The sequence below is a fragment of the Herbihabitans rhizosphaerae genome (assembly GCF_004216555.1).
Taxonomy (GTDB): domain Bacteria; phylum Actinomycetota; class Actinomycetes; order Mycobacteriales; family Pseudonocardiaceae; genus Herbihabitans; species Herbihabitans rhizosphaerae.
Window position 1 is genome coordinate 976,746 of the sequence record NZ_SGWQ01000001.1, and the last position, 24,548, is coordinate 1,001,293.

Here is a 24,548-nt window from a genome sequence, read left to right on the forward strand (position 1 = left end):
ATGGACAGTGCCGCCTTCCCGACCCACCTGCGCGACGAACTGGACGCGTTCGCCGCGTGCCTGGGCGGCGACCTGGACTCGGCCGTCGAGCACTGCGGCGACTGGACGCTGTACGACCTGGCCAACCACCTCGGCGGCGGCAACCTGTGGGCGGCGGCCGCGATCACCGAGGGACACGGTGATTTCCGAACGGACCCCGCGCCGCGCGAGCGCGCCGAGCTGATCGGCTGGTTCCGCGACACGGCCGCCATTCTCGTGTCCACTGTGGACATCGACCCGGACACGCCGGCGTGGACGTTCTTTCCGCCGCACACCGTGGGTTTCTGGCGCCGCCGCCGGTGCCACGAGACGCTGGTGCACCGCTGGGACGCCGAGCACGCACTGGGAATCGTGCCCGTGCTGGACCCGACGCTCGCCGGTGACGGCATCGCCGAGGTGATCGACACGATGTCGCCGCGCCAGGTGGCACGCGGGCGGGCGACACCGCCGGAGCACGCGATCCGCCTCACCGCGACCGACACCGGCGGCTCGTGGACGCTCGGGCCCGGCGAACCGGTCGCCACGATCCGCGGGACCGCGCAGGATCTGTTGCTGACGCTGTGGAACCGCCGCTCGATCGCCGGTCTCACCGTGGACGGCGACGAGCCCGCGGCGAGGCGAGTGCTCGAAGGTCCGCTCGTCCCCTAGTCCACAGTGGACAGTCGCACCACGAACGTGGCACCGCGCGCGCCGTCGGCGATCTGGACGGTCCCGCCGTGCCGTTCGGCGATGTCCCGCACGATGGCGAGCCCCAGCCCCGCGCCGCCCGCGTCCCGCGCGCGTGACTCGTCGAGCCGGGTGAACCGCTCGAACACCCGCTCCCGGTCCTCCGGCGGGATTCCCGGCCCGTCGTCGGCGACGATCAGCACCGCGTCACCGTCCTCGGCCCGAACCTCGACGGTCACCTCCTCGATCGCATACCGCCGCGCGTTGTCCACGAGATTGCGCACCAGCCGCGCCAGGTGTCCCCGATTCCCTTGCACCACAACGGTTCCGTCCACCCGGACGGTGACACCCTCGAACTCCCGGACCAGCTCGCCGAGATCCACCGGGGCGGTGGGTGCCGGCTGGGCGGCGTCGAACCTGGCCAGCAGCAACAGATCGTCGGCCACGTGCTGCAGGCGCCGCACGTCGGTCACCGCGTCGTCGGCGACGGCGGGCCAGTTCGCCCGGTCCGGGCTGTCCAGCGCCACCTCCAGCACAGTGCGCGCGCTCGCGATCGGACTGCGCAGCTCGTGCGCCGCGTCCGCGATGAACCGCCGCTGCTGATCGGCCGACTTCTCAAGCCTGCCAAGGGTTTCGTTGAGTGTCACGGCCAGCCGCTGCACGGCGTCGCCGGTGGACGGGACGGGCACTCTGCGGTGCAGTTCAGTGGCGCTGATGTCCTCCGCGGTGCTCCTGATCCGGTCGACCGACCGCAGCGCCCGGTTCGTCGCGAACCACGCGACGCCCGCGATCAGCAGCACACAGAGCACCGCGACCGCCCACAGCCACCGGTCCAGCGCCGCGACCGCTTCCTCCGCCGCGAACGGCGTGACGAATACCGAGAACCGCACGACCGAGTCCGGATGCACGTTCGCCGGGTCGACCCCCACGCGCGGGTCGCCTGGCGCCCCGCCGTCGCGCCAAGCGTCGACGGTGATCACCTTCATGGTGACGCCGGCCAGGTCCGGGTCCGCGTGCCGCCATCGGGGTGTACCCAGACTGATCGTGCGCGTCGTGATCGGGCTCCCGGTTCTCGCGCTCTGCGACTTCGGGACGTCGTCCGGGTAGTCCGTCACGGGGACACCGAACGGCTCGAGGCTCTTGCTCCAGCGCAGCGGGACGCGATTGGCGGCGACGACCTCGAAGGGCACCTTCGCCCAGGCCACGCCGCCAAGACCGCTGAGCCAGTACTTGTTGGGCGCGTTCAGGTGGTAGTCGAGGTCCCGCCGCGCCTGCTGTTCGGTCGCCGCCATCTGGCTGTCGTAGACGGTGTCGCGCAGCCACAACGCGCCGCCGGTGAAGATGACCGCGGAGACCAGGGCAGCCGCGAGGGCCGAGCGGGCGCCGACCGAGCGCGGGATCAGCCGCCGCCATCTACCCACCGCGACCGTCCAGCAGGTAGCCCATGCCGCGCACGGTCACGATGGCGCGCCGCCCGTACGGCTGGTCGATCTTGCGGCGCAGCGCGCTGACGTGCACCTCGACCACGTTCACGTCGCCGTCGTAGTGCGCGTCCCAGACCTGCTCCAGGATCTCGATCTTGCTCACCGCCCGGTCCGCGCGCAGCGCGAGGCACTCCAGGACACCGAACTCCCGCGCGGTGAGCTTGATCGGCTCGTCGCCTCGGTGACACGTGCGCGCGCCGGGGTCGACCGCCAGATCGCCGAAGGTCATCGTGCGCGGCGGGGCCTTGCCGCGCCGCACCATCGAGCGCAGCCGGGCGAGCAGCACCGGGTAGGAGAACGGCTTGGTGAGGTAGTCGTCCGCACCGGTCTCGATGCCCTCCACCTCGTCATACTCGCCGTCCTTCGCGGTGAGCATCATGATCGGCGTGCTGTCGCCGGCTCGCCGCAACGCCGCGCACACGCGATAGCCGTTCAGCCCGGGCAGCATGATGTCGAGGATGATCGCCGCGTAGTCGCCCTCCTGGGCCATCCACAGCCCGTCCCGCCCGTCGTGCACCACGTCGACGGTGAACGAATGCGACTCCAACCCCCATTTCAGCGCAGCGGCGAGCCGCCTTTCGTCCTCCACGACGAGTACCCGCATGCGGCGAGTCTGGCACGGCTGACCGGCCGGCTCTGAAGAGTTCTTCAGGATTACGCAACGTTTCTTCAGCACGGGCAACCAACAGTCGTCGGCACAACGACGACGGAGGTGCCATGGCCGCAGTGCTGAACACTCGTATCGACAGTCGATCCGACACGCTCTCGCCGAGGATTCCGGCAGGCCTTGCCATTGTCTTCTCCGTGGCGTACGCCGCGTTCTCATTGCGGAGACACGCGAATTTCCAGACGTCCGGATTCGACCTCGGTATTTTCGAGCAGGCGGTACGCGGATACGCACACGGCGAGCTTCCGGTGTCCGACATTCTCGGACACAATCTTCTCGGCGAGCATTTCAGCCCGATTCTCGCCATACTGGCACCGTTCTACCGCCTGTTCCCGTCGGCGGAAACCCTGCTGATCGCCCAGGCGTTGCTGCTCGGCCTGTCGGTGTTCCCGGTTACCCGCACCGCGATCCGTCTGCTCGGCCCGATGCTGGGCACGACGATCGGATTCTGCTACGGGATCTCCTGGGGGCTGCACAGCGCGCTGGCATTCGACTTCCACGAGGTGGCGTTCGCCGTCCCGATCACGGCATTCGCCCTGGACGCGTACCTTCGCGGCAAGTTGGGGCAGGCCGTCGCGATCGCCGCGTCGTTGGTCCTGGTCAAGGAGGATCTCGGGCTGACGGTCGCGATGCTCGGGCTGCTGATCGCCGTCAAACCCGCCACACGCCGGCTCGGCCTGATCACCGCCGCGTGCGGGCTGACGGCCACACTGGTCAGCATTTTCGTGCTGATCCCCCATTTCCGGGGAACGTCCTATCGATTCTTCGAGGCGGCCGGAAGCGGTACCGGCGACTGGTTCGACTCGGACAAGATCGTGCTCGTGCTGCTCGTACTCGCGCCGTCATTGTTCCTGGCACTGCGTTCGCCGCTGCTGCTGCTCGTGCTCCCGACGTTGGCCTGGCGACTGCTCAGCTCGAATCTGTTCTACTGGCAGCCGGACTTTCACTACGACGCCGTTCTCATGCCGATCGTGTTCTTCGCGCTCGTCCACTCGTTGACACTGCTGCGCCTCCGACGGTTTTCCACGGCGATAGCAGCCGCACTGGTGATAGCCGGAACGGTATTGACCACGTCCACCCGGTCGTCCGTGGTCGAGAACACCGACGCCAACCGGGCAGCGATCGCGGAGCCGGCGCGGCGACTGCTCCAACTCATTCCGGACGGCGCGTCGGTCGCGATCGAGAACGACCTCGCGCCGCAACTCACCAGTCGGGCCGACGTCCATCTCGTGGGTTCCGGCCGTCCGGCCGAATGGACGCTGGTCTATCGGCACCGAACGGTCCCGCTGGGGCAATTCATCGCCTCGGCGGGCCCGTTCGTCCTCATCAGGAACTGACCGACGGAAAGCCGAACCGGGTGACCAGCGACGGGTCACCGAACGCGATGATCTCCGCCAGCCCGGTGGTGGTCACGGTGAGCACCGCGACCCCGTACGCCCGGTACACACCGTCCTCGCCGCGCAGGTAGGCGGCCGCGGCCGGCTGCCCATTCGCCGAGGTCGGCAGCATCCGCCAGTCACCGGGCTCACCCAGTGCACTGGCGGCGAAGAACGGCACGCAGATGCTCTTGCCGGAGAACCAGGTCGCCGCCGGCGGCATCTGCAAGCTTGCGTCTTCCCGCAAAATCCTCTCCAGTAAACGCACGTCCGAGGTCTCGAACGCACGCATGTACCGCTCGAGCAGGTGCTTGCGCTCGGGCTCGGCCGGCTCGTCGACCGTGTCACCGGCGGCGTCACGAAGCTCGGCCAGCCGGGCGCGGGCGCGCTGCAGCGTGCTCTTCACCGCGGCCACGCTGGTGTCCAGCGCTTCGGCCACCTCGGCGGCACGCAGACCCACCACGTCCCGCAGCAACAGCACCGCCCGCTGACTGGACGGCAAGCCCTGCAGGCACGCGATCAACGCCAGCCGGAGACTGTCCCGCGCCGCGACGGTGGCGGCCGGATCGGCCACCAGCGAGTCCGGAATCGGTTGCAGCCACAAGGTTTCCGCGCCGGCCATGCGCGGCTCGCCGTGCGGGTCACCGCTCGGCTCGGCGATTCCGGACGGCAGCACCCGCCGGTCGCTCTTGCCGGCGGCGGTGAGGCAGACGTTGGTCGCGATCTGGTACAGCCAGGTGCGCAGCGACGAGCGCCCCTCGAACCGGTCGTACCCGCGCCACGCGCGCAGATAGGTCTCCTGGACGAGGTCCTCCGCGTCGGCGACCGAGCCGATCATGCGGTAGCAGTGCGCGATCAGCTCCCGCCGGTACGGCTCGGCGAGCGTGGCGAAGTCGGCGGTGGTCATCGTCGCCTCCCGTTCACGGTCGGTAGATCAGCGTGGCCACGCCGGTGTCGCCCTTGGCGACGTCGACCAGCGTGAGGTCGGCCCGGCCGATGCCGTCGAACAGCCGCTTGCCCTCGCCGAGCACGAGCGGATGCACCCCGACGGCGACCTCGTCGACCAGGCCGTGCCGCAGCAGCGTACGCAGCAGGGTGCCGCTGCCGTACATCACGATGTCCTTGCCCGGCAACACTTTCAGCTCGGCGACCGCCTCCGGCACGTCGCCGTCGAGCACGCTCGCGTTCCAGGTGAGCGGCCCGCGCAGCGTCCTCGACGCGACGAGCTTGGGGATCTCGCGCAGCCGGTCGGCGTACTCACCCTCATTACCGGACCACGCCGTGGACAGCAGCTCGTAGGTAACCCGGCCGCACAGAAACAGGTCGCTGGCCTCGATGCCGGCGATCGCGTCGTCGCGCGCGGCGTCGGAGAAGTACGGGAGTGCCCAGCCACCGCCGTCCAGTTCGCCGAAGCCGCCCGGATCCTGGAACACACCGTCGAGGGTCATGAACCCGCCGGCCTTGAGCTTTCGCATGATCGATCTCCCTTCACGAGGTTGTCGCAAGGGAGACTCGGGCGGATCGAAAAAGGAATCGCTCAGTCCTTGAGTACGCAGGACAGGTCCGCGACCAGGGATTCGAGCGAGCGACGGCTGGTGGCGAGCTGGTCGATCCGCGCGTTCAGCTTGGCCAACTCGTCGTTGAGTACGTCGATCAGTGGACGGCACTCGCCTTCGCCCGGCAGCTCGGCGCCCTCGCCGGTGCACAGGATCACCTTGCGCACGATCTCGATCGGCAGCGCGGAGGACAGCAGACACCTGATGCGTGCCACCACGTCCACATCCGAGTCGTCGTACTCGCGGAACCGGCCCTCGGTGCGCTTCGGGGTGAGCAGGCCGTGTTCTTCGTAGTAGCGCAGCATTCTCGGGGTCGCGCCGGTCCGCTCGCTGAGTTCACCGATCCGCAACGGGCACCTCGCCTTTCCTGGGTATTCTCGGATCCGCCAAACGGAGCGGAACCTCGCTCTTGCTCTGCGCCTTCGCGATCGGCACCTCGGAGTTCATCATCGTCGGGGTGCTGCCCGAAGTGGCCGCTGATCTCTCGGTCGACCTGCCCACCGCCGGGCTGCTGGTGACCGCCTACGCCTTCATGATCGCGGTCGGCGGGCCGGTCCTCACCGTGTTGGCCGGACGCCTGCCCCGCCGCGGTCTGCTGATCGGATTGATGGCGCTGTGCACGGGTGCGGCGGCGCTGTCCGCCGTCGCGTCCAACTACCCCATGCTGATGATCGCGCGGGTGCTCGGACTGCTGACCACGATTTTCGCGTTCACCGGCATGATCGCCGCCTTCACGTACGTGTCGCCGACGCTGCGCGAGGTCACCGGGTTCTCGTCGGGGTGGGTCACCGGCGTGCTGCTGGTGTACGGACTCGGCACGGTCGTGGGCAGCACGCTGGCCGGGAAGGTGCGGCCGGAGTCGATCAGCCGAGTGCTGCCCATCCCACTCGCGGTACTGGGAGGCGGCCTGCTGCTGCAGGGATTTCTCATGCACGCCAAGGGAACCAGCCTGATCGCACTGTTCCTGCTCGGCGCGTCCGCGTTCACCGTGGGGCCACTGGTGCACACGTATCTGATGGACCGCGCCGGCCCGGCCGCTGGATTTGTGGCGTCGGTGAACATCTCCGCGTTCAACGTGGCGGCGGCTCTGGGTCCGCTGCTGGGTGGGGCGGTGATCTCGGGTGGCCTCGGGCTGGACCGGGGTGGCGGTGATCGCGGCGGTGCCGAGCCTGCTCGGGTTCGGGGTCGCGCTGCTGCTGCACCAGGGACGCCGGCGTTCTGATCGCGCCAGTGCCGGTGCCGGTGGCGAGTCGGTGTGATTTGGTCAGGGCGTCGAGGCCTGGGGCGTCGGTGTGGTGAGCTCGGCCAGGTGGTGCAGCGAGTTGATCAGGTGCTCGGGACCGAACGGCGGGAACTGGATGTACTGCCGGATGCGCGGCGGCACGGCCGACCAGTCGTAGGTGAGCGTGACCTGGGTTTCGGACGGGCGGCGAAGCAAAACTCATCGGTGGCGGCGGTTCGGGCTCGGCGATCGGTTCGGCTCGCACGGTGACGGTGTCGCCAACTGGCTGATCGTGATCACCAGGTCAGGTTCTGGTTGTTTCGTCCTGCCAGCCGGGCTTTCCTTTGTCCATGGCCGTCAACCGTTCTCAGTGAAAACCACCGGCCGCCCGTCCAGGACGTCACCGTGGATGCGCCTGGCGCGGCGGGGATCGTTCTCCAGGTTGACGATCCAACCGTCGTAGAACGAGCAGCCGGCTCCGGCGCAGTGCTCGCCGTCCTGGACGCGATACAACCCGAACGCCCAGGTCGTGTCGGCGACCAGAATCAACTCACCGCGCCCGGCGTCGCGGAGGACCGACGCCGCCTTACCTCCGTCCTCGACGTGGTCGCCCTCGTCGAGGAGCTGTTGGAGATCCGCGCGAGCGTGGCCTTCCTGTTCGAACACCCCGAACCGGTACTTGGCGAACGGCCCCGAGGACGATCCCGTGAACGGTTGGGACACCGCCATCCAGGACCAGCCAGGCCTGTCCGGGAGTTCGCGGTCGGGACATCCCTGTTCGGCATGATGATCGTGAAGTGATCGGGCGAAGACGTGCACCTCCGGTAAACAAGAAGACGTGCACTTCAACCACAACGACCACTACCACGGATTCCTGCTACGCCAAGCGCCCACCAGAACCAAGCACGCCCTGGACGTCGGCTGCGGCACCGGCACCTTCGCCCGCCTACTCGCCACACAAGTACCCGAAGTAGACGCCCTCGACCGCTCCGAAGCCATGATCACCGCAGCCCGCGAGAACGCCCCACCGAACGTCCAGTTCACACGGACCGACCTCAACGAGCACGAACTCCCCCACGAGCACTACGACTTCGTGTCCTGCATCGCCAGCCTGCACCACATGCCGTTCGCCCCAACGGTCACCCGACTACGCGACACCCTGCGCCCCGGCGGCGTCCTCGCCATCCTCGGCCTGCACAAGCCGACGCCGCTCGACTACGCCCGCGCCCTGGCCGTAGTACCGGCGAACTTCGCGATGCGCCTCGTGCACCTGCCAAGACCCCCACGCGGCGGATGGAGCGACCACAAGAGCGCCATGCCGGTCCATGATCCAGACATGACGTTCACGCAGCTCCGAGCCGCCGCGCACGAACACCTACCCGAAGCGGTGGTACGCCGGCACTTCTTCTTCCGCCACTCGATCGTCTACCGCAGGCCTAGCGACTGAGACCGGTAGCCGCCTTCGTCCGACGATTGCCGAACACCCGGGTCATCGGAGTGACCTCGTCGATGTGTGCGGCCACCACGTGCACGAAGTTGATCGCCGCGAACGTGCCGTCGGCGAGCTTCGGCATATGCACGGCTCCCGCGCCGAGCAGATCGGGCAACCGGTTCTCCAGGTCCTGGGCTCCTTCGTCGGACAGGGCGTACACCAGTGGCTCGCTGCCACCGGCAAGGTGCAACACGAGCGCGCGCTTCGAATCACTCATGCTGTCGAGAGAACTCCTGTTCCTCCTGCCACACAAGGGATTTCACTCGTAGGTTATTCGCTCAGAGCTGAACCGCCGCCCTCGATCGCGGCAGGTAGCTCACCAGCAGCGCACCGAGCAGCAGAGCCGCGCCGATCATGCCGAGCCCGGTCAGCCGCTCGTGCAGCAGCAACACGGACAGCACCGTCGCCGTGAGCGGTTCGAGCATCGCGGCCAGTGCCGCCGCGACGGCGTTGCCCCGGCGCAGACCGGCGAAGTACGCGCCGTAGGCGATGGCCGTCGGCACCAGCCCGAGGAACGCGACGGCGGCCAGGCCGGTCGCGGTGAGCGGCACCGCCATGCCGAGCGGCAGCGCGACCGGCAGCAGCAACAGTCCCCCGGTGAGCAGGCCGAGCGCCGTCGTGGTGGCCGCGTCCAACCCGTCGACCGGCCGCCGGTTGATCACGGTCAGCGTGGCGAATCCCGCGCCGGCGACGAGTGCCGCGCCGATGCCGAGAACCGTTGCCGTGCCGCCGTTTCCGGACAGCAAGGCCAGTCCGGCCAGTGCGACGGTGATCGACACGAGGGTGACCGTGTCGGGCAATCGCCGCTCCAGTACGGCCGTCGCTCCCGTCACGAATACCGGCACGCTGCCGATGGTGATCAGCGTGGCCAAGCTGACGGACGTGGACGACACGGCGGTGAAGTAGGCGGTCTGGAACACGGCGAGCAGCGCGCCGGTCGCGAGTATCCGACGGGCGGCGGCCCTGGTGCGGGCGGCGCGCAGCCGGGTGGCGACCACGACCGTGGCGAGTGCGCCGCCGATCAGCAGGCGGTACGCGGCGACGGCGAGCGGATCGAGTCGGGCGTCGTCGGCGAGGATCGAGCCGGACAAGCCGCCGGTTCCCCAGAGGATTCCGGCGGTGACGAGAAGAAGTGTGGATCTGTTGGCAGACAAGGGAAAGCTCCCGCGCTCGTGGTGACAGGTGTCAGCGTGAGCGGGGTGCTGTCGTGAAGGTGATCAAGACGTGCGTCATCGCCGGGTCGAGTCCCGGCGGCGGCACCCCGCGTCAGGCGCGGGGCGGAGGGGTGATCGGGTACATCCGGTGCACGAGGTTCACTGTAGCCGAACTGCACTCCGGGCATTTCTGAATGACCACCCCGGAACCCGACCAGGGCGCCTCCGAGGAGATCCGGCCGCTGCCACCGCAGGTCCGGCACTTGACGTGCGGCTTGGGAGCCGCACCTGCCTTTTGTGCCTTCTTGCCTTTGCGCTTCTTGGCCATGGCGCTCCCGCGTTGGTGGCCCGCCTCCACCGTCTCTACCAGACGCGTCACGGCCTGCCGGCGCGCGGCACCGACACCCGCGTGCTGAGGATCCGGCCGGTGGTCGCCTGAAACAGCTCGCCCATGCGCTCGATCCCGCGCCACTCGGCGACCATCAGGAACAGCGTCCTGCCGTCGTCGCCGCCGAGCATGCATGCGAAGCACGCCTCGTCCAGCCCGATCTCCTCCAGGACCTCGCCGCCCTCGCGGATTCGGCGCACGAGCGGCTTGTCGCCGGCCATGTCGGACGCCCAGATCGCGCCCTCGGCGTCGATGGTGAGCCCGTCACCGCCGTACGGCGCCCACACCCGCCGGTTGGACAGCCCGCCGCCCGGCTCGATGTCGAACGCGGTGAGCGTGCCGGCCCATGATTCCGCGACCACGAGGGTGGAGCCGTCCGGTGTGATCACCATGCCGTTCGGGAACGCGACGTTCTCGGCGACCTGGCGGACCGTGCCGTCCGGTTTGACCACCGCGATCACACCCGGCCGGAACTCCTCCTCGCCGAAGGAGAACGCGATGCTGTTGACGTAGATGGCGCCGTTGTCGTGCACGACGAGTTCGTTCCACCCGTCCGGCAGCGCGCTCAGGTCGGCGTGCGTGACCACCGACCCGTCCGGCTCGACGCGCAGCAGCCGGTCGTGCCCAGTGATCAGCATGCGGCCGTCGGGCAGCCAGTCGATCGAGTAGCCGGCCGGCTTCGGCCCCTTGCCGACGACCTCGGCGGCGCCGTCCTCGGTGATGGCGACGATCTCCTCGGCGCCCCAGTTCGCGAACCACAGCCGGCCGTCATGCCAGCGCGGCGACTCTCCGACGACCAGACCACTCAACAACGTGCGCAGCTCGGACATGGTTGTGCTCCCTTCGGTTGGGTTTCACCACCTACACGAGCCCCGATACCCCGAATCGACAGTTGCGCCGGAAATCCTCCCGTACTATTCGGCGCGTTGTCGCACGACGCGATCCGGGGGTTCGATGACCAGGGCTTTTCAGAAGATCACCGTGCTCGGCGCCGCCATGTTCGCGGTGCTCACGGCGTGCTCGACCACCGTCGCCGGAACCGCGACGCCGGCCGAGCAGATGGAAGAGCAGGAGCCGCCCCCGCCGAAGGTGCCGATGGATCCGGCCGAGGAGCCGAGGGCCGCCGCGCTGCAGCGGGCACGCGCGATCGACCCGTGCGGTCTGCTGGACGTGGCCGCCGCGAGCAAGATCGTCGGCGAGGCGCCGGACAGCATCATGCCGGGCAACGAGCTGTCCGACTGCACGCTGTACACCCACCGCGATCACATCCTGTCCTGGCGGTTCAGCGTGCGGCTGGGCAGCCACGGCCGGCTCGGCCAGCCCGAGGACGTCGCCGGCGTGAAGGTCGTGATGCCGCCGCCGGACCCGGGCAACACGACGTCCTGCCCGAGCTACGTGCTCCTCGATCAGCAGCAGCCGCCGGCGACCGTCTACCTGAACGTGATGGCGCCCTCGGGCAGTGCGACGCCGAAGACTCCGTGCGCGGCGGTCAAGGAGCTGATCACCACCACCGTCGCCCGCTGGCAGCGACCGCCACTGCGCGCCGACAAGGTGACACAGCCGGCGGTGCCGCTGGGCTCGGTCGACCCGTGCGCCGCCGTGGCCGCCGCGAAGGAAGGCGCGCAGGCCTCGCCCGGCGAGGACACGTCGGCGTGCCAGTCGAAGCCGCGCGGGATCACCGTGCGGTTGCGGTTCATGTCCGACCCGACCCGGCAGCTGTCCTCCGGCGCGCGCGAGCTGACCGTCGGCGGGATCAAGATGGCGCAGAAGACCGGGGTGACCGGGTGCGAGGTCTCCTGGGCGCACAATCCACGAGAGGTGTCGATCATCGGCGACGCGGGGGCGCGCACGCCGGACCCGAAGACGCAGGTGGTCGTCGTGGAGACACCGAGCTGCGCCACCTCGGAGGCAGCGGTGACCGGCGTGCTGGGAGCGCTCAAGCCTCGGAAACCGCCGTCGTCGAGCCGGCCGGACATTCCGCTGCAGCAGCTCGGCGACCTGGACGTTCCGCCGACGGCAAGCACGGCCGGCGCGCCGTTCGACCCGTGCGCGGTGTCCTGGGACGCGTTCCCGCCCGAGGTGCGCCCGATCTCGCCGGTCAAGCCGTACGCCGCGAACATCGAGCCGGGCGACCCGTACAAGGTCGGCTGTTTCTTCCGGCTCGGCCCGAAGTCGGCGAACCCGGCGTTCGCGCCGAACGTGAACGGCGTCTTCTCCACGTTGATCGTGTGGGGAACCGAGCTGAAGACCGTGCCGGACCCGGCGAAGGGCGCGGTCGCGAAGTCCTACTCCGGCAAACCGGGCACCGAGGCGGTGGGCAACGATCCGAAGCACGGCAAGCAGTGCACCGGAATCGTGAAGCTCGCCAACGGCGCGGCCGGCGTGTCGTTGACCAACAGCCTGGTGCAGATCGACCCGTGCGTGATCACCACGAACATTCTCAACACGATCGCCGCGCAGACGCCCTGATCTCAGCCGCCGTCAGCCCCTCGAGATCGATCTCCAGGCCGACCGCGCGGCCGTTTCGCCAGCTCATCAGGAAGGTCATCAGTCTGAAGAGGCGGAACCTGGAGCGGTATTTCCGCCGCATCGCCCGCCGAGCCGCGGACAGTTCCGGGCCGGTCAGGATTCGCGCCGTGCCGGAGTGCCACTCGCCGCTCGGATCGCCGTCGAAGTCGGATCGGGCGACCTCGACGCGGCTGTTCCGCTGAATTCGGCGCACCTTCCAGGACCGGCCCGGCGTGTACGCGAACCACCGCCCGCCGTCGTGAGCCAGCCAGATCGGCGTCGACACGACCGTCCCGTCCCGCCGGAACGTGCGCAGGGCGAAGAACCGGTCGCCGTTCGGGTCGTCCCGTTTGCTCATGTCGCGACCACGACGAGCACGGCCGTCGCCGCGGCCACCAGGCCGACCCACACCGCCGGCACGATCTCCTTCACCTCGTCGCCCGCGCGGCGATGCGACACCACGGCCCCGACGAGCAGCGCCACGAGCCCGATCGCCGCGGCGACCCCGAGCGGCGGCCAGAACACGCCGATGACCAGCCCGACGGCGGCGGCCACCTCCAGCGCCCCGACGATCGTGCGCATCCGCGCGTCGTAGCCGAGGTGCTCGAACCTCGTGGCCATCGCCGGCACACCGGCGATCTTGGCCGCGCCGAGCGCCAGGAACAGGACGGCGAGCGCGATCGACATGACCACGGACGTCACCAGCATGAGCCACCTCCTATACGTCGTACATGTACGTTGTATAGTACACACGTGACCAGAGCAGAGCGCCTCACCCGCGCCACGGTGATCGGCAAGGCACTGTCCCGCGCGGACACCGAAGGGCTCGATGCGGTCACGATTCGCGCGCTCGCCACCGAACTCGACGTCACGCCGATGGCGCTCTACTGGCATTTCCGAAACAAAGAGGAACTGCTGGACGGAATGGTCGACGCGATCTACGCGGAATTCGACCTGGCCATCGATAAAACGGAACCCTGGCCCGAACAGTTGCGCACCGTGCTGACCTCGGTCGTCACCGTTCTGCGCCGCCACCCGAGCGCGCCCAGGCTGCTGAACAGCCGACAGGTGAACACCGACAGCACACTGGCCACGGTCGAAATCGCGCTCGATGTGCTCGCCCGCGCCGGATTCTCCACACACCGGGCGACCGAGATCGCGCGCCATCTGTTGAGCACCACGATCGCGCTGGTCAGCGATTCACTGTTCGTCGAGGAAACCGACGTCGACCGGCAACGAGTGGTCGAAGCGGAATTGCGCGCGCTGCCCGCGGACAGGTATCCGAGAATCGTCGCGGCGGCCGGGCCCTTGAGCACCTGCGCCAACCGCGACGATTACTTCACCAACGGAATCGAGCTTCTGATCGGCGGCGTGCGCCACCTCGCCGAGCGTCAGAGCTTGTAGAGACGCGCCCAGTTCTCCCGGCTGGTCAGCTCCGGCATCGCCTGCTTGTACGCCGCCTGCGCCGTGCCACCCTCGTTGATCAGACGGCGCAGCACGGCGCCACCCTCACGGGCGAGGCGGAACATCGCCTTGCGGTCGTAGTGCCGAACCCGCACGGCCTCCTGGTTGGCGTCGGTCACGACCGCCGTCTTGAACAGCGACGCGTGCCACCAGGTGGCGTCCTCGGCCGGGATCGTGCCGATGTCGTAGGCGTGCTTGCCGAGCAGTTGGTACATCAGCCGCTTGACCAGCACCGCCCGCGTGAGCAGCGGCTTGGGCGCGGCGGGCACCATCGGCTGCTCACCCTGCTTGAGGCCGGGCACCGCGGACGCCGGGTGGCGCTGCGTCTCCGGGTACTTCGCGCGCAGCTCGCGGATCATCGGCACCGCCGACGCGCCGCCGTCGTGCAGGATCTCCGGCCCGACCAGGAAGTCCTCGACCGCCTTGATCAGCGTGGCGGCGAGCCCGTACTGCATCGACAGCAGGTACCTGGTCAGCTGCGCGGCGAGCACGCGGGCGACGTGCTTGGTCTCGAACCGCGAGTGCAGCGCCGCGGTGATCATCGAGTTGCGCAGGTTGAAGTACCGGTGCCAGTCGTCCCAGTCCTTCCAGTGGAAGTCGGCGTGCCACACGCCGGCGCCGGGCAGCGTCACCGTGGCGAACCCGTGCTCCTTGGCGCGGTAGCCGTACTCGATGTCGTCCCACTGGAAGAACATCGGCAGCGGGTAGCCGCACTCGCGCACGATCTCCGACGGGATCAGGCAGGACCACCAGCCGTTGTAGCCGGCGTCGACGCGGATCTCCTGGCGGTTCGGCTTGCCGGTCTCCTCGTCGACCCCGGTGAGGTCGGCGTTGCTGAGCGCGTTCTTGGGCAGCTGCGCCGGCGCGAGGTTCTCCAGCTCGGCGTACTCGGCCTGCACGTGCAGGTAGGTCGGGTGCAGCAGGTACAGCATCTGCCCGCCGACGATCACCGGCTCGGAGGTGCGGTTGGCGAACGCGGTCAGCCGGATCGCGATGTCCGGCTCGAGCAGCACGTCGTCGTCCATGAACAGCACGTTGGCGTGCTCGGCCTGCCGCCCGGTCTCGAACAGGCCGCGGGTGAAGCCGGCCGCGCCGCCGAGGTTCGGCTGCTGGATGTAGCGCAGCTTGTCCCCGAGCGCCTTGGACACCTCGGCGAACTTGGGCCGCGAGTCGACGGTGTCGGTGCCCTGGTCGGCGACGTAGATCGCGTCCAGACCGGACAGCGCCACCGGGTCGGCGGCCAGCGCCTCGAGCGTGTTGAGGCAGTCGTCGGCGCGGTTGCAGGTGCAGATGACCACCGCGGTCGGCCGGATCTTCTCCGGCGGCTCGACCGTCCAGCGCACCTGCTCGACGGTGATCCGCTGGCCGAGATCCGTCTCGACCTCCAGGAACAGCGCGCCGCCGTCCAGGAAACGGTCGATCTTGGCGGTCAGCGACAGCCGCTCGTCCTTCACGCCGATGAGCGTCTTCACCACGATCGCGCGGGTGTACCCGTCGATGTCGGACGCGAAGATCGTCAGCTTCCCGGAGCCGGTGGCGGTCAGCTCGACGGCCACCTCCTTGGCCACCGTCCAGCGCTGCCAGTAGCTGGCCGGAAAACGACCGAAGTAGGTGTTCATGGAGACCGTCGCGGACGGCTCCATGCTCATCGAGTCCCGCTCCAGGTGTGCGACACCCCGGGTGACCTCGGCGTACAGCTTGTTGCCGACGATCTCCGACGGGCCGTCGAACAGACCGCGCTGGGCGAGCAGCCGGCCGGTCGGCACGTGGTCCTCCAGCGATACCTCGGGGGCGGCCTCGCCGATGTGCGCGATCCGCGCGGGGGCCGTCTGAACAGACTTATTCACTGTTGGGCGTCCCTGCCTTGGTACGTGTGGCGCTCACTGTCTGCGCGCGACGTGGACGGTAAGTCACGGTACCTCGTCAACGCACGACCGCCACGCCGCGTTGCCTCGGGTGTGTCCGCTCACTGCTTGTAGACGACCGTGCGGAGCACGACGAAGTTGACCACGGTGGCCGAGCCCTGCGAGATCGCCCACGCCAGGTTGGTCCACCAGGTGCCCTCGGGCAGCGCGGCGAGCATCCACTTGTTCATTCCTACCGCCGCGACGTAGGTCAGCACGTAGAGGATCGCGAATCCCCATGCTTTCGAGTGACCGTCGGCGTTGAAGGTGAACTTGCGGTTGAGGAAGTACGCGGTGACCGTGCCGATGATGAAGCTGATCGTGCGGGCGATGTCGGTCTCGATACCGGCGTCCAGCCCGAGGGCGAGGCACAGCCGGTAGACACCGAAGTCGATGATCGCGCAGAAGCCGCCGACGAGGACGAACCGGATCGCCTGGGCGAGAAAGCCCTGGCGTTCGGTCTGCTGTTGTACTTCGGTTTCGGGGGCCACCGCTGTCACCGCAACCTCGATCCGGTCGGCACTTGCTTCGCGGGCCGGGCCAGTGTACGAGGTGCACGCGGACGCCTAACGGGCACGCCGTGTACTGATCCTGGCGGTTGGAGTCGCGGCGGACAGACGGAGGATGTCGTCCGAGTCCGAGGTGATCACAAGTCCCCCGCCGTGTCGCACCGCGACGGCGACGACATGCGCGTCAACGATGTCCCGGCTGTCCGCCTTCGCACCGTGCAACACCGCACCCACTCCCTTGGCGAGATCGAGGTCGGTGTCGACCACCTGCACCGCTTGACGCGGCCGGCCGCGCACCTGCCGCCCGGCGATCGCCGTTTCGACACGACGAGTGCGGGCGGTGCCACGGGCGACCTCCGCACATACGACCGCCGGCACCAGTACGTCTCGTCCATCCGCCCATGCATGGGTCAGGATCGCGCGGGCAGCCACGGACGGAACGTCGTCGGACAACGCGGAGAGCCCGTCGGAGTCGAGAATGATCGGCAGCATCAAGCCGCGCCTCGATCACTCGCGACACCGTCGAGTTCGTCGAGCGTGGCGCGTGCGGACGCGAGTTCCTCCTCAGGCACTGGCCCGAACTTGGCATCCCACTCATCCAGCATCTGGCGCATCGCATCGAGCCGAGCCAGGTGATCGAGATGGTCAGCGAGCGCCTTGTTGACGACGGCGGACAGATGGGTCTCGCCGAGTTCGCGGGCCTGATCGACCAACTCCTCATCGACCGTCACAGTGATCTTACGCTTGGCCATACAAGCATCGTATCAGCCCTGAGAGGAGCACCAGAATCACGTCGCTACCCTGGGCCCGGTGGAGCCAGACTATGAGTTGAAGAAGCTGACGGGCTGGGCGCGCACCTCGCCCACCGTGGCGAAGGTGGTGCATGCGGCCGACGTCGACAGCGTCGCCGCGGCGGTGGCGGCGGCCGGCGAGCGAGGCGTGATCGCTCGCGGACTCGGACGCTCCTACGGCGACCCGGCGCAGAACGCCGGCGGGCTCGTCATCGACATGACCGGCCTCGACAAGATCCACTCGATCGACCCGGACGGCGCGATCGTGGACGTCGACGCCGGTGTCAGCCTCGACCAGCTGATGAAGGCCGCGCTGCCGCACGGGCTGTGGGTGCCCGTGCTGCCCGGCACCCGGCAGGTGACTGTCGGCGGCGCCATCGCCAACGACATCCACGGCAAGAACCACCACAGCGCCGGCACGTTCGGCAGCCACGTGTTGTCGATGGAGCTGCTCACGGCGGACGGCCAGGTGCGCACGCTCACCCCGGACGGACCGGAGCAGGACCTGTTCTGGGCCACGGTCGCCGGCATCGGGCTGACCGGCATCATCCTGCGCGCCTCGGTGAAGATGAAGAAGACCGAGTCGGCCTACTTCACAGTGGACGCCGACCGCACGTCCAACCTGGACGAGACGATCGAGCTGTTCGTCAACGGCTCCGACGACAACTACGACTACTCGATGGCCGTCCCGGACACGATCTCCACCGGTCCGAAGATGGGGCGCGCCACCTTCTCCCGCGGCTCGCTGGCCAAGCTCGACGAGCTGCCGCCGAAGCTGCGCGCGAACCCGCTCAAGTTCGACGCCCCGCACCTGGTGACGCTGCCGGACATCTTCCCGAACGGCCTGGCCAACAAGCTGACGTTCGGCCTGATGAGCGAGGTCTGGCAGAAGCTGGTGCCGAAGAACGGGCACCGCGGCAAGATCATGAACCTGACGCAGTTCTACCACCCGCTGGACATGATCTGGGAGTGGAACCGCGCCTACGGGTCCAAGGGCTTCCTGCAGTACCAGTTCTCGCTGCCGTTCGAGCGCGAGGAGGAGCTCAAGGCGATCCTGCGCAAGGTGTCGACGTCCGGGCACTACTCGTTCCTGAACGTGCTCAAGCGGATGGGCGAGTCGAACCGCGCGCCGCTGTCCTACCCGCACCCGGGCTTCATGATGTGCCTGGACTTCCCGATCAAGCAGGGTCTGGACGCGTTCTGCGCCGACCTGGACGACGAGGTGCTGTCCTACGGCGGGCGGCTCTATACCGCCAAGGACTCGCGCACCTCGCCGGAGGCGTTCCGCACGATGTACCCGCGGCTGGACGAGTGGCGCAAGATCCGCGATTCCGTTGACCCGCAAGGGATTTTCGCCTCCGATATGGCCAGGAGGCTCGAGCTGCTGTGATCGACGCGACGGGTAATCCGCGGACCGTGCTGCTACTTGGCGGCACGTCGGACATCGCGCTGGCGATCGCGCAGATGTACGCGCCGGCCAAGCCGCACGTGGTGCTGGCGGCTCGTCCGACCAGCCGGCGCGAGGCCGCGGCGACCCAGCTGCGCGACCTCGGGTGCGAGACCACCGAGGTCGACTTCGACGCGAAGGACACCGACTCGCACGCGATGACGCTCGACGCGGCGTTCGCGGTCGGCGACATCGACGTGACCGTGGTGGCCTTCGGCGTGCAGGGTGACGACGAGCAGGCGTGGCAGAGCCACGCGCACGCCGTGGAGATGGCGCAGGTCAACTTCACCGGCGCGGTGTCGGTCGGTGTGCTGCTCGGCGAGCGGCTGCGCAAGCAAGGCCACGGCAAGGTGATCGCGCTGTCCTCGGTGGCCGGCGAGCGGGTGCGGCGGTCGACCTTCATGTACGGCGCCACGAAGGCCGGCTTCGACGGGTTCTACCTGAACCTCGGCGAGGCACTGGCGCCCGAGGGCGTCAAGGTCACCGTGGTGCGACCGGGCCAGGTGCGCACGAAGATGTCCGAGGGCCGGGGCAAGGCGCCGCTAGAGCAGACCGCCGAGCAGGTCGCCGCGATCGCGGTGAAGGCGGCGCGCAAGGGCAAGCCGCTGGTCTGGGCGCCGCGCGCGTTCCGCCCAGTGATGTCGGTCCTGCGGCACGTGCCGCGCCCCCTGTTCAAGAAGCTGCCGATCTGACGTGACCGTCGCGGCGAGCACGGAGGACGCCAGAGTCCCGAGTGGACGGACGCTCCGTCGCCTCGGTGTCGAGCTGCTGCTCGGCGCGATCGTCGCCGCCGTGGTCAGCCTCGGCCTGCAGTGGCTCGTCGGGCGGTTCTGGACGCCGTACCCGTCCAATGTGCCGATCGCCTGGATGACGCTGGGCTGCGCCGCGCTGCTCGCCGTCGGGTTGTGGCTGGCCGCCGCGCGGCGCTGGCCGGGCTGGGCCACCCCGCTGTCCTGGGCGGGCCTGTCGGCGCTCGCCACGCTGCCGATCGCGTTGCTGCTCAAGGGAACCCGCTACTACCTCGGCGGCGTGGAGATCGACCAGTCGTTCCGCGCGCCGTACCTGACCCGGCTCACCGAGTCGGCCGCGCTGGCGGACATGAACTACACGGACGTGCCACCTTACTACCCGGCTGGCTGGTTCTGGCTCGGCGGCCGGTTCGCCAACGCGCTCGGGCTGGAGGGCTGGCAGGCGTTCAAGCCGTGGTCGATGGTGACGCTGGCGGTGTCTGGCGTGCTGTGCTTCGCGCTGTGGAGCGTGCTGGTGCGCCGGCAGGTGGCGGTGGTGCTGGCGATGCTGACCACGATCGTCGGCGTGCTGCACGGCGCCGGCGAGCCGTACTCCTGGGTGATCGTGGCGACGATCCCGCCGCTGGCCGTGCTGGCCTGGCGGATGCTGTGCTCCCTGCGAACCGGCGAGCGGCCGATCGGCGCGGCCGTCGTGCTGGGGCTCGCCCTGGGTGCCTTCGGCGCGACGTACACGCTGCTTGCCGGTTTCTTCGCGCTGCTGCTGGTGTTGCTCGCGGTGGCGAATGTCGTTGTGACACAAGGGGAACGGATACTCGTGGCGCGACGGACGCTGGTGCCGGCCGCCGTGGTGGCCGCACTCGGGATCGCGGTCGCGCTGCTGGTGTGGGCGCCGTATCTGGTGGCCGTGATCTCCGGCCGGCCGACGCACAACGCGGCGGCGCGCTTCCTGCCCGAGGCGAGCATCTACCTGCCGACGCCGATGCTGGAGTTCTCGGTGACCGGCGCGCTGTGCCTGGCCGGCGTGGTGTGGATCGTGGTGGCCGCGCGCCGCAGCGTGATCGCCGTCGGGCTCGGGGCGGTCGCGGCGACCTGCTACCTCTGGTACGCGCTGTCCACGCTGGCGCTCGTGGCGGACACGACGCTGCTGGCGTTCCGCACACAGGTGCTGCTGATCGTGGTGCTGGCCTGCGCCGGGGTGCTCGGGATCGCCAAGCTGGCCCGGTTCGGCGTGCGGCGGCTGCCCGCGCTCCCGGTGCGCACGCTGGGCCTGCTGCTCGCGTTCGGTGTGCTGCTTTCCCTTGTGCAGCAGGCACCATCGCTGCACGAGGACGGGGTGAAGGCGGCGTTCACCGACGCGTATCCGACCGGCGGGAACGGTGCCAACGCGTCCTCGAAGGACGACCCGGACCAGTACGTGTCCCAAGTGGACAGTGAGATCAGGCGACTGACCGGCAAGCGGCCCGACGAGTTGGTGCTGCTGTCGAACTCGTCGGTGTTGCTGACCGCTTTCCCTTACTGGACCTACCTTTCCGGGATCAGCCAGTACGGCAACCCGATGGCCGACTTCAACGCGCGCGAGGCGGCGGTGAACCGGTGGGCGACGGCGACGACGCCCGATCGACTGGCGGCCGAGATGGACCGCAGCCCCGGCACGCGGCCGACAGTGCTGGTGCTGCTGCGCGATCCCGGCGGCGAGACGGCGTTCATCAGCTTGATCCGCGACGCCTTCCCGGCCGACCCGAACGGGCGGATGTACCCGGTGACGTTCCCGATGTCCGCCTTCGCCGGCCCGCCGTTCACCCGATCGGATGTGGGCCCGTTCACCGTGGTCGTACGCCGCTGATGCTGAGCGAGGACATGGAGCGCACCCGCGAATCGGTGCGCGAGCAGTTCCCTGAGCCGGTCTCGGTGTACTACTTCCGCAAGAAGTTCCTGGTCTTCGACGACCACGGCGTGGTGCTGACCGGCGTCTGGTACCACAACCGATTCCTGCGGATCGTGGGTTACATCGGCGTGCCGATCTACCTGCTGGCGTGCTTGGTGATCATGCTCCCGTACCTGGTGGTGCGCGGGCTGATCGACGAGTTCCGCTCCTCGTCCGACGCGCCGCGCCGGTCCGGCAAGGGTGGCGGGTGCACGGTCAGCTCCGGGGCGAACGCGGACGCGGTGGCGCTACACCGCGCGGTGCGCGCGGGCGGGCGCGACCAGTGGCTCGTGGTCTCGCCGTCGGGGTTCGCGGTGGTCGTGGTGAAGCGGGACGCGCCGCGTGTGCTGTGGCGGGCCGACGACTCCCGGCCGCCGCGGTTCGACGCGGGCCGGGTCGAGGTGAGCTGGCCGGGCGGTTCGGCCGTGCGGTTCGAACTGTCCGAGGCGGAGCGGATGCGGGGGCAGAGATCATGACGGAACGGTGGGGATCGCGGTTCGAGCGTCCGCTCGGCGCGGCGGCGCTGGCCCGCCTGTCGCTGGGCGAGGACGAGCGGCTGCTGTGGGCGACCATGCTGTTCGGCGCGCGCAGGGTCGGCTATGACGTTCGCGGGCTCGACGAGCAGGGGCAGCCGAAGCGATCACTGCTCGGCCGTGGCGCCTCGGCGGCCGCCAACGTCGCGGGCGGCGCCGCGCTGACCGTGCTCGCCGGAGGCGGTGACGGGGACAACGGGAGCCGGCCGGACGCGCCCCGGCCGCCGATGGTCGTCCCGTTCGGTGGTGCGCCGGATTGTCTTGCGGCACAACTGTTCCGGCGCGACGGGCTGCCCGACTACGACCCGATCCTGGTGGCGCTCACCGCTGGTCGGCTGGCCGTGCTGGTGCAGCGCGAGGAGCCGGAGGAGTCGAAGCCGACCTCGATGCTCGGCAAGGCGGCGCGGTTCGGCTTGGCGGTCGGCAAAGGGCTCGCCGAGTCCGGCAAGGCAGCCGTGGACATCTTCTCCGACCGGGTGAAGTACTACGGCCGCAACGTCGAGGGCAAGCCGGTCTGGACGCCGGAGATGGCGCCGTTCGGCGAGATGCCGCGGGACCGGATCGGCGGTGTCGCGCCGGCCCAGCGGCGCGCGCTCAAGCAGGACTTCCCGTGCCTTCGAGTGTCCTTTGTGGACGATTCAGGGCTGGATCTGGTGCTCGGCGGCCAGGATCCGTCGGTTCCAGTGGATGCACGCGCGGACGGTGGGCGGGCGATGAGCGATCTGGCGGCGTGGCTCCAACCCGGTGAGCGGCTGATGGTCCGGCTACCCGCCGTTCCCGGCTGGGTCGGGGCCAGAATCGGTGGCACGCAAGCGATTCCGTACACCCCGGCGCGGCGGATGCCGGAGGTGCACGCGGACCCGCCGCGCTGGCCGCTGCCGACCGAGCGACCCATGGACGACGAGGACTGGCCGGACGACCCGACGCTCGCCTACTGGGTCTGGGCGCGCGATCCCGAGCAGGACGCGGTGCGCTTCGCCGACCATTTCGCGGCCGGCCGGGCCCAGGCGACTCTGGTGATCACCGACCGCAGGCTGGCGATCGTGTACCCGCGCCGGGTTCTCGAGCCGCCCGCCGAACCCGCCCCCGAGGGGTACACGACCTTCGAGGAGAGTGCCGGCCCCAGCCTGCGCGCGCTGACCGCCCCGCACGTGGGCCGCAGCGCCCCGCCGTCCTCCGCCGTGCGCCTCGACTTCCACGACGGCTCGACGCTGCTCGTCGCCCACCCCGAAGCCGCACACGGAATCCGGCACACCGGCACCTGGACCTGATCGGCTTTGAATCACAGCCATGTAATTTAAAGCCTCAAGCCGAATCCTTACATTGTGCGGCACACTCTGCAAGAAGGTTTCAGAACTGCCGTAGGCTTTTAACGTCTCGCCTGCTAAACTTTAAAAGTGCAGGTAGCAGAGTTCCGTCGTTCCCCGGTCGGCCACCTGACTCCGATCAGTGGCACCGATCCGGCGACCGGTCATGCCTTCGCGCACCATGCCTTCGTCCCGTCTCCGCTACCAGCGACCGTTGACCTGAAGCCCACCACCTACAAGATCATCAGCGAGGCGGACAGGGCGCTGGGCGTTCTCCATGCTCGAGTAGCGCAACTGCCAAACCCTCGCCTGCTGGTCCAGCCCTCGCTGACCCGCGAGGCGGTCAGCACGTCGGCGCTCGAGGGAACGTACGCCCCACTGGCAGACGTACTTGAAGCCCAGTATCGCCAGGCTGCGGATACCAGCGCGGAGGTCAAGGAGGTCCGCAACTATATCGACGCGGCGTTTCGCGGACTGGCCTTGATCGAAAAGAAACCCATATGTCTCAACGTGATTGCCGAGTTGCAAGGAATTCTCGTCAAGGGAACTCGCGGTGACACGTACGACGCCGGTCAACTCCGGGAACGTTTGGTGTGCATCGGCGATCGCGGGCGAGGAGTTGAACAGGCACGCTTCGTTCCACCTCCTCCTGGACAACTCCTCGTGGACGGTGTCAGCGAATGGGAGAAGTGGATCAATGCCGAGCAGGAGATGCCCGTCCTGGTGAAGACGGCATTGAGCCATTACCAGTTTGAAACACTTCACCCTTTCAGCGATGGTAACGGCAGGATCGGGCGCCTCGCCATCACGTTGCAGATGATCGAGGAGCGCGTGCTGGAGCACCCAGTGCTGAACCTTTCGCCCTGGCTGGAGCCACGCCGCGAAGATTACATAGACCACCTGCTCGATACGAGCAAGACGGGAAACTTCGATCCATGGGTCAACTTCTTCGCTCGTGCTGTCCGCGCACAAGCGAACGCAGCGGTCACGACGGTCGACAAGTTGATCGCCTTCTCGAATGAGGTCGCAAACAAGATGAAGGCCGCCGGCGAACGAAGCCCGGCTCTGCTCAATCTGGCCGCCAACATCATTGGCTACCCCGTTATGACAGTGACGCGGGTACAACACGATCTGGCCGTCAGCTACCCCACTGCCAACTCGGCCATCGCAAAGTTGGTCGGTGCCGGATATTTGAGGGAGATAACCGGCAGAACCTACGGACGCTTGTTCCTCTGCGATCGTGTCTATGACCTACTCGCGGATGGCTGAGCAGTGGCGTCACCCCCGACTCCTGTCGGTCCCCTCCGCTAACTTGGACCCATCGGGGGCGGCGCGCGAAACATGAAGGTGGATCTGAGTGCGCGCTTA

General features: G+C 68.6%; 28 protein-coding genes. 12 read left to right on the forward strand and 16 right to left on the reverse strand.

What is annotated here, in order from left to right; all coding sequences use genetic code 11:
* The gene (locus EV193_RS04910; RefSeq protein WP_130342691.1) at positions 1-687 is read left to right on the forward strand and encodes a maleylpyruvate isomerase family mycothiol-dependent enzyme; all 687 of its coding nucleotides are present in this window, start codon (positions 1-3) and stop codon (positions 685-687) included.
* On the opposite strand, the gene EV193_RS04915 is transcribed toward EV193_RS04910, so the two are convergent.
* Together EV193_RS04915 and EV193_RS04920 are read right to left on the reverse strand one after the other, a co-directional pair.
* Entirely contained in the window at positions 684-2,126 is a 1,443-nt protein-coding gene (locus EV193_RS04915; protein WP_130342692.1) for a sensor histidine kinase, read from the reverse strand. The genes EV193_RS04910 and EV193_RS04915 overlap by 4 nt on opposite strands.
* A complete protein-coding gene (locus EV193_RS04920) occupies positions 2,119-2,793 on the reverse strand; it encodes a response regulator transcription factor (RefSeq protein WP_130342693.1) in 675 nt (224 codons plus the stop codon). The genes EV193_RS04915 and EV193_RS04920 overlap by 8 nt, the downstream gene beginning before the upstream one ends.
* A 113-nt stretch (positions 2,794-2,906) precedes the next feature.
* Between EV193_RS04920 and EV193_RS04925 the strand changes: the two genes are divergently transcribed.
* Positions 2,907-4,193, forward strand: a complete 1,287-nt coding sequence (locus EV193_RS04925; protein WP_130342694.1) for a DUF2079 domain-containing protein — start codon at positions 2,907-2,909, stop codon at positions 4,191-4,193.
* Here EV193_RS04925 and EV193_RS04930 read toward each other — a convergent pair.
* From EV193_RS04930 to EV193_RS04940, 3 genes are all read right to left on the reverse strand, one after another.
* Positions 4,183-5,139, reverse strand: a complete 957-nt coding sequence (locus EV193_RS04930; RefSeq protein ID WP_130342695.1) for a sigma-70 family RNA polymerase sigma factor — start codon at positions 5,137-5,139, stop codon at positions 4,183-4,185. The two genes, EV193_RS04925 and EV193_RS04930, sit on opposite strands and share 11 nt — an antisense overlap.
* Before the next feature lie 13 nt (positions 5,140-5,152).
* Positions 5,153-5,707, reverse strand: coding sequence for a dihydrofolate reductase family protein (locus EV193_RS04935; protein ID WP_130342696.1), 555 nt, complete (start codon positions 5,705-5,707; stop codon positions 5,153-5,155).
* A 62-nt stretch (positions 5,708-5,769) separates the two neighbouring features.
* Positions 5,770-6,138 (reverse strand): MerR family transcriptional regulator, encoded by a 369-nt coding sequence (locus EV193_RS04940; protein ID WP_130342697.1) that lies wholly within the window; start codon positions 6,136-6,138, stop codon positions 5,770-5,772.
* A 59-nt stretch (positions 6,139-6,197) separates the two neighbouring features.
* Here EV193_RS04940 and EV193_RS04945 point away from each other — a divergent pair, with 59 nt between their 5' ends.
* A complete protein-coding gene (locus tag EV193_RS04945) occupies positions 6,198-7,010 on the forward strand; it encodes an MFS transporter (RefSeq protein WP_165401231.1) in 813 nt (270 codons plus the stop codon).
* A 42-nt stretch (positions 7,011-7,052) separates the two neighbouring features.
* Here the strand turns inward: EV193_RS04945 and EV193_RS04950 are convergent, their stop codons facing one another.
* Positions 7,053-7,226 carry an SRPBCC family protein gene (locus EV193_RS04950; protein ID WP_242613138.1) on the reverse strand — a complete coding sequence of 58 codons (174 nt, stop codon included), beginning with the start codon at positions 7,224-7,226 and terminating at the stop codon, positions 7,053-7,055.
* A gap of 141 nt (positions 7,227-7,367) precedes the next feature.
* On the reverse strand, positions 7,368-7,739 hold the full coding sequence (locus EV193_RS04955) for a hypothetical protein (RefSeq protein WP_130342699.1): 372 nt from the start codon (positions 7,737-7,739) through the stop codon (positions 7,368-7,370).
* A gap of 109 nt (positions 7,740-7,848) precedes the next feature.
* On the opposite strand from EV193_RS04955, the gene EV193_RS04960 reads away from it, so the two are divergent.
* A complete protein-coding gene (locus EV193_RS04960) occupies positions 7,849-8,457 on the forward strand; it encodes a class I SAM-dependent methyltransferase (protein WP_130342700.1) in 609 nt (202 codons plus the stop codon).
* On the opposite strand, the gene EV193_RS04965 is transcribed toward EV193_RS04960, so the two are convergent.
* From EV193_RS04965 to EV193_RS04975, 3 genes are all read right to left on the reverse strand, one after another.
* Complete coding sequence (locus EV193_RS04965) at positions 8,447-8,719, reverse strand: hypothetical protein (RefSeq protein ID WP_130342701.1); 273 nt, start codon at positions 8,717-8,719, stop codon at positions 8,447-8,449. The genes EV193_RS04960 and EV193_RS04965 overlap by 11 nt on opposite strands.
* A 61-nt stretch (positions 8,720-8,780) precedes the next feature.
* Positions 8,781-9,656 (reverse strand): DMT family transporter, encoded by an 876-nt coding sequence (locus tag EV193_RS04970; protein WP_130342702.1) that lies wholly within the window; start codon positions 9,654-9,656, stop codon positions 8,781-8,783.
* Positions 9,657-10,031: 375 nt separating this feature from the next.
* Positions 10,032-10,874, reverse strand: a complete 843-nt coding sequence (locus tag EV193_RS04975; RefSeq protein ID WP_130342703.1) for an SMP-30/gluconolactonase/LRE family protein — start codon at positions 10,872-10,874, stop codon at positions 10,032-10,034.
* A gap of 124 nt (positions 10,875-10,998) precedes the next feature.
* Between EV193_RS04975 and EV193_RS04980 the strand changes: the two genes are divergently transcribed.
* Positions 10,999-12,513, forward strand: coding sequence for a hypothetical protein (locus EV193_RS04980; protein ID WP_130342704.1), 1,515 nt, complete (start codon positions 10,999-11,001; stop codon positions 12,511-12,513).
* Here the strand turns inward: EV193_RS04980 and EV193_RS04985 are convergent.
* Both EV193_RS04985 and EV193_RS04990 read right to left on the reverse strand, forming a co-directional pair.
* On the reverse strand, positions 12,485-12,910 hold the full coding sequence (locus tag EV193_RS04985; RefSeq protein WP_130342705.1) for a PPOX class F420-dependent oxidoreductase: 426 nt from the start codon (positions 12,908-12,910) through the stop codon (positions 12,485-12,487). The two genes, EV193_RS04980 and EV193_RS04985, sit on opposite strands and share 29 nt — an antisense overlap.
* The gene (locus EV193_RS04990) at positions 12,907-13,260 is read right to left on the reverse strand and encodes a DoxX family protein (RefSeq protein WP_130342706.1); all 354 of its coding nucleotides are present in this window, start codon (positions 13,258-13,260) and stop codon (positions 12,907-12,909) included. The genes EV193_RS04985 and EV193_RS04990 overlap by 4 nt, the downstream gene beginning before the upstream one ends.
* 45 nt (positions 13,261-13,305) lie before the next feature.
* Here EV193_RS04990 and EV193_RS04995 point away from each other — a divergent pair, with 45 nt between their 5' ends.
* Complete coding sequence (locus EV193_RS04995) at positions 13,306-13,956, forward strand: TetR/AcrR family transcriptional regulator (protein WP_278044155.1); 651 nt, start codon at positions 13,306-13,308, stop codon at positions 13,954-13,956.
* Here EV193_RS04995 and EV193_RS05000 read toward each other — a convergent pair.
* The 4 genes from EV193_RS05000 to EV193_RS05015 form a co-directional block, all read right to left on the reverse strand.
* Positions 13,944-15,863: a glycosyltransferase gene (locus EV193_RS05000; protein ID WP_130342708.1), complete on the reverse strand. Its 1,920-nt coding sequence runs from the start codon at positions 15,861-15,863 to the stop codon at positions 13,944-13,946. The genes EV193_RS04995 and EV193_RS05000 overlap by 13 nt on opposite strands.
* Before the next feature lie 119 nt (positions 15,864-15,982).
* Positions 15,983-16,411, reverse strand: a complete 429-nt coding sequence (locus EV193_RS05005; protein ID WP_207222486.1) for a GtrA family protein — start codon at positions 16,409-16,411, stop codon at positions 15,983-15,985.
* A gap of 75 nt (positions 16,412-16,486) precedes the next feature.
* Positions 16,487-16,921 carry a PIN domain-containing protein gene (locus tag EV193_RS05010; RefSeq protein ID WP_130342710.1) on the reverse strand — a complete coding sequence of 145 codons (435 nt, stop codon included), beginning with the start codon at positions 16,919-16,921 and terminating at the stop codon, positions 16,487-16,489.
* The gene (locus EV193_RS05015; RefSeq protein WP_130342711.1) at positions 16,921-17,181 is read right to left on the reverse strand and encodes a type II toxin-antitoxin system CcdA family antitoxin; all 261 of its coding nucleotides are present in this window, start codon (positions 17,179-17,181) and stop codon (positions 16,921-16,923) included. Before EV193_RS05015 ends, EV193_RS05010 begins: the two co-directional genes overlap by 1 nt.
* A gap of 58 nt (positions 17,182-17,239) precedes the next feature.
* Here EV193_RS05015 and dprE1 point away from each other — a divergent pair, with 58 nt between their 5' ends.
* The 6 genes from dprE1 (at position 17,240) to EV193_RS05045 (ending at position 24,449) form a co-directional block, all read left to right on the forward strand.
* Positions 17,240-18,610 carry a decaprenylphosphoryl-beta-D-ribose oxidase gene (gene dprE1, locus EV193_RS05020; protein ID WP_242613139.1) on the forward strand — a complete coding sequence of 457 codons (1,371 nt, stop codon included), beginning with the start codon at positions 17,240-17,242 and terminating at the stop codon, positions 18,608-18,610.
* Positions 18,607-19,359, forward strand: coding sequence for a decaprenylphospho-beta-D-erythro-pentofuranosid-2-ulose 2-reductase (gene dprE2, locus EV193_RS05025; protein WP_130342712.1), 753 nt, complete (start codon positions 18,607-18,609; stop codon positions 19,357-19,359). The genes dprE1 and dprE2 overlap by 4 nt, the downstream gene beginning before the upstream one ends.
* Before the next feature lies 1 nt (position 19,360).
* A complete protein-coding gene (locus EV193_RS05030; protein ID WP_130342713.1) occupies positions 19,361-21,259 on the forward strand; it encodes an arabinofuranosyltransferase in 1,899 nt (632 codons plus the stop codon).
* Positions 21,259-21,816, forward strand: coding sequence for a hypothetical protein (locus EV193_RS05035; RefSeq protein WP_130342714.1), 558 nt, complete (start codon positions 21,259-21,261; stop codon positions 21,814-21,816). Before EV193_RS05030 ends, EV193_RS05035 begins: the two co-directional genes overlap by 1 nt.
* Positions 21,813-23,144 (forward strand): hypothetical protein, encoded by a 1,332-nt coding sequence (locus EV193_RS05040; RefSeq protein ID WP_130342715.1) that lies wholly within the window; start codon positions 21,813-21,815, stop codon positions 23,142-23,144. Before EV193_RS05035 ends, EV193_RS05040 begins: the two co-directional genes overlap by 4 nt.
* A gap of 126 nt (positions 23,145-23,270) precedes the next feature.
* Positions 23,271-24,449, forward strand: a complete 1,179-nt coding sequence (locus tag EV193_RS05045; protein ID WP_130342716.1) for a Fic family protein — start codon at positions 23,271-23,273, stop codon at positions 24,447-24,449.
* The last annotated feature ends 99 nt before the right edge of the window (positions 24,450-24,548 follow it).

Excerpts from the sequence above, each read along its gene's own strand:
- EV193_RS04910 (WP_130342691.1), top strand. The coding sequence starts at position 1 with ATGGACAGTGCCGCCTTCCCGACCCACCTGCGCGACGAACTGGACGCG.
- EV193_RS04985 (WP_130342705.1), bottom strand. The coding sequence starts at position 12,910 with ATGAGCAAACGGGACGACCCGAACGGCGACCGGTTCTTCGCCCTGCGC.
- EV193_RS04920 (WP_130342693.1), bottom strand. The coding sequence starts at position 2,793 with ATGCGGGTACTCGTCGTGGAGGACGAAAGGCGGCTCGCCGCTGCGCTG.
- EV193_RS04980 (WP_130342704.1), top strand. The coding sequence starts at position 10,999 with ATGACCAGGGCTTTTCAGAAGATCACCGTGCTCGGCGCCGCCATGTTC.
- EV193_RS04935 (WP_130342696.1), bottom strand. The coding sequence starts at position 5,707 with ATGCGAAAGCTCAAGGCCGGCGGGTTCATGACCCTCGACGGTGTGTTC.
- EV193_RS04955 (WP_130342699.1), bottom strand. The coding sequence starts at position 7,739 with ATGGCGGTGTCCCAACCGTTCACGGGATCGTCCTCGGGGCCGTTCGCC.
- EV193_RS05040 (WP_130342715.1), top strand. The coding sequence starts at position 21,813 with ATGACGGAACGGTGGGGATCGCGGTTCGAGCGTCCGCTCGGCGCGGCG.
- EV193_RS05035 (WP_130342714.1), top strand. The coding sequence starts at position 21,259 with ATGCTGAGCGAGGACATGGAGCGCACCCGCGAATCGGTGCGCGAGCAG.
- EV193_RS04925 (WP_130342694.1), top strand. The coding sequence starts at position 2,907 with ATGGCCGCAGTGCTGAACACTCGTATCGACAGTCGATCCGACACGCTC.
- EV193_RS04990 (WP_130342706.1), bottom strand. The coding sequence starts at position 13,260 with ATGCTGGTGACGTCCGTGGTCATGTCGATCGCGCTCGCCGTCCTGTTC.
- EV193_RS04965 (WP_130342701.1), bottom strand. The coding sequence starts at position 8,719 with ATGAGTGATTCGAAGCGCGCGCTCGTGTTGCACCTTGCCGGTGGCAGC.
- EV193_RS04975 (WP_130342703.1), bottom strand. The coding sequence starts at position 10,874 with ATGTCCGAGCTGCGCACGTTGTTGAGTGGTCTGGTCGTCGGAGAGTCG.
- EV193_RS05015 (WP_130342711.1), bottom strand. The coding sequence starts at position 17,181 with ATGGCCAAGCGTAAGATCACTGTGACGGTCGATGAGGAGTTGGTCGAT.
- EV193_RS05010 (WP_130342710.1), bottom strand. The coding sequence starts at position 16,921 with ATGCTGCCGATCATTCTCGACTCCGACGGGCTCTCCGCGTTGTCCGAC.
- EV193_RS04930 (WP_130342695.1), bottom strand. The coding sequence starts at position 5,139 with ATGACCACCGCCGACTTCGCCACGCTCGCCGAGCCGTACCGGCGGGAG.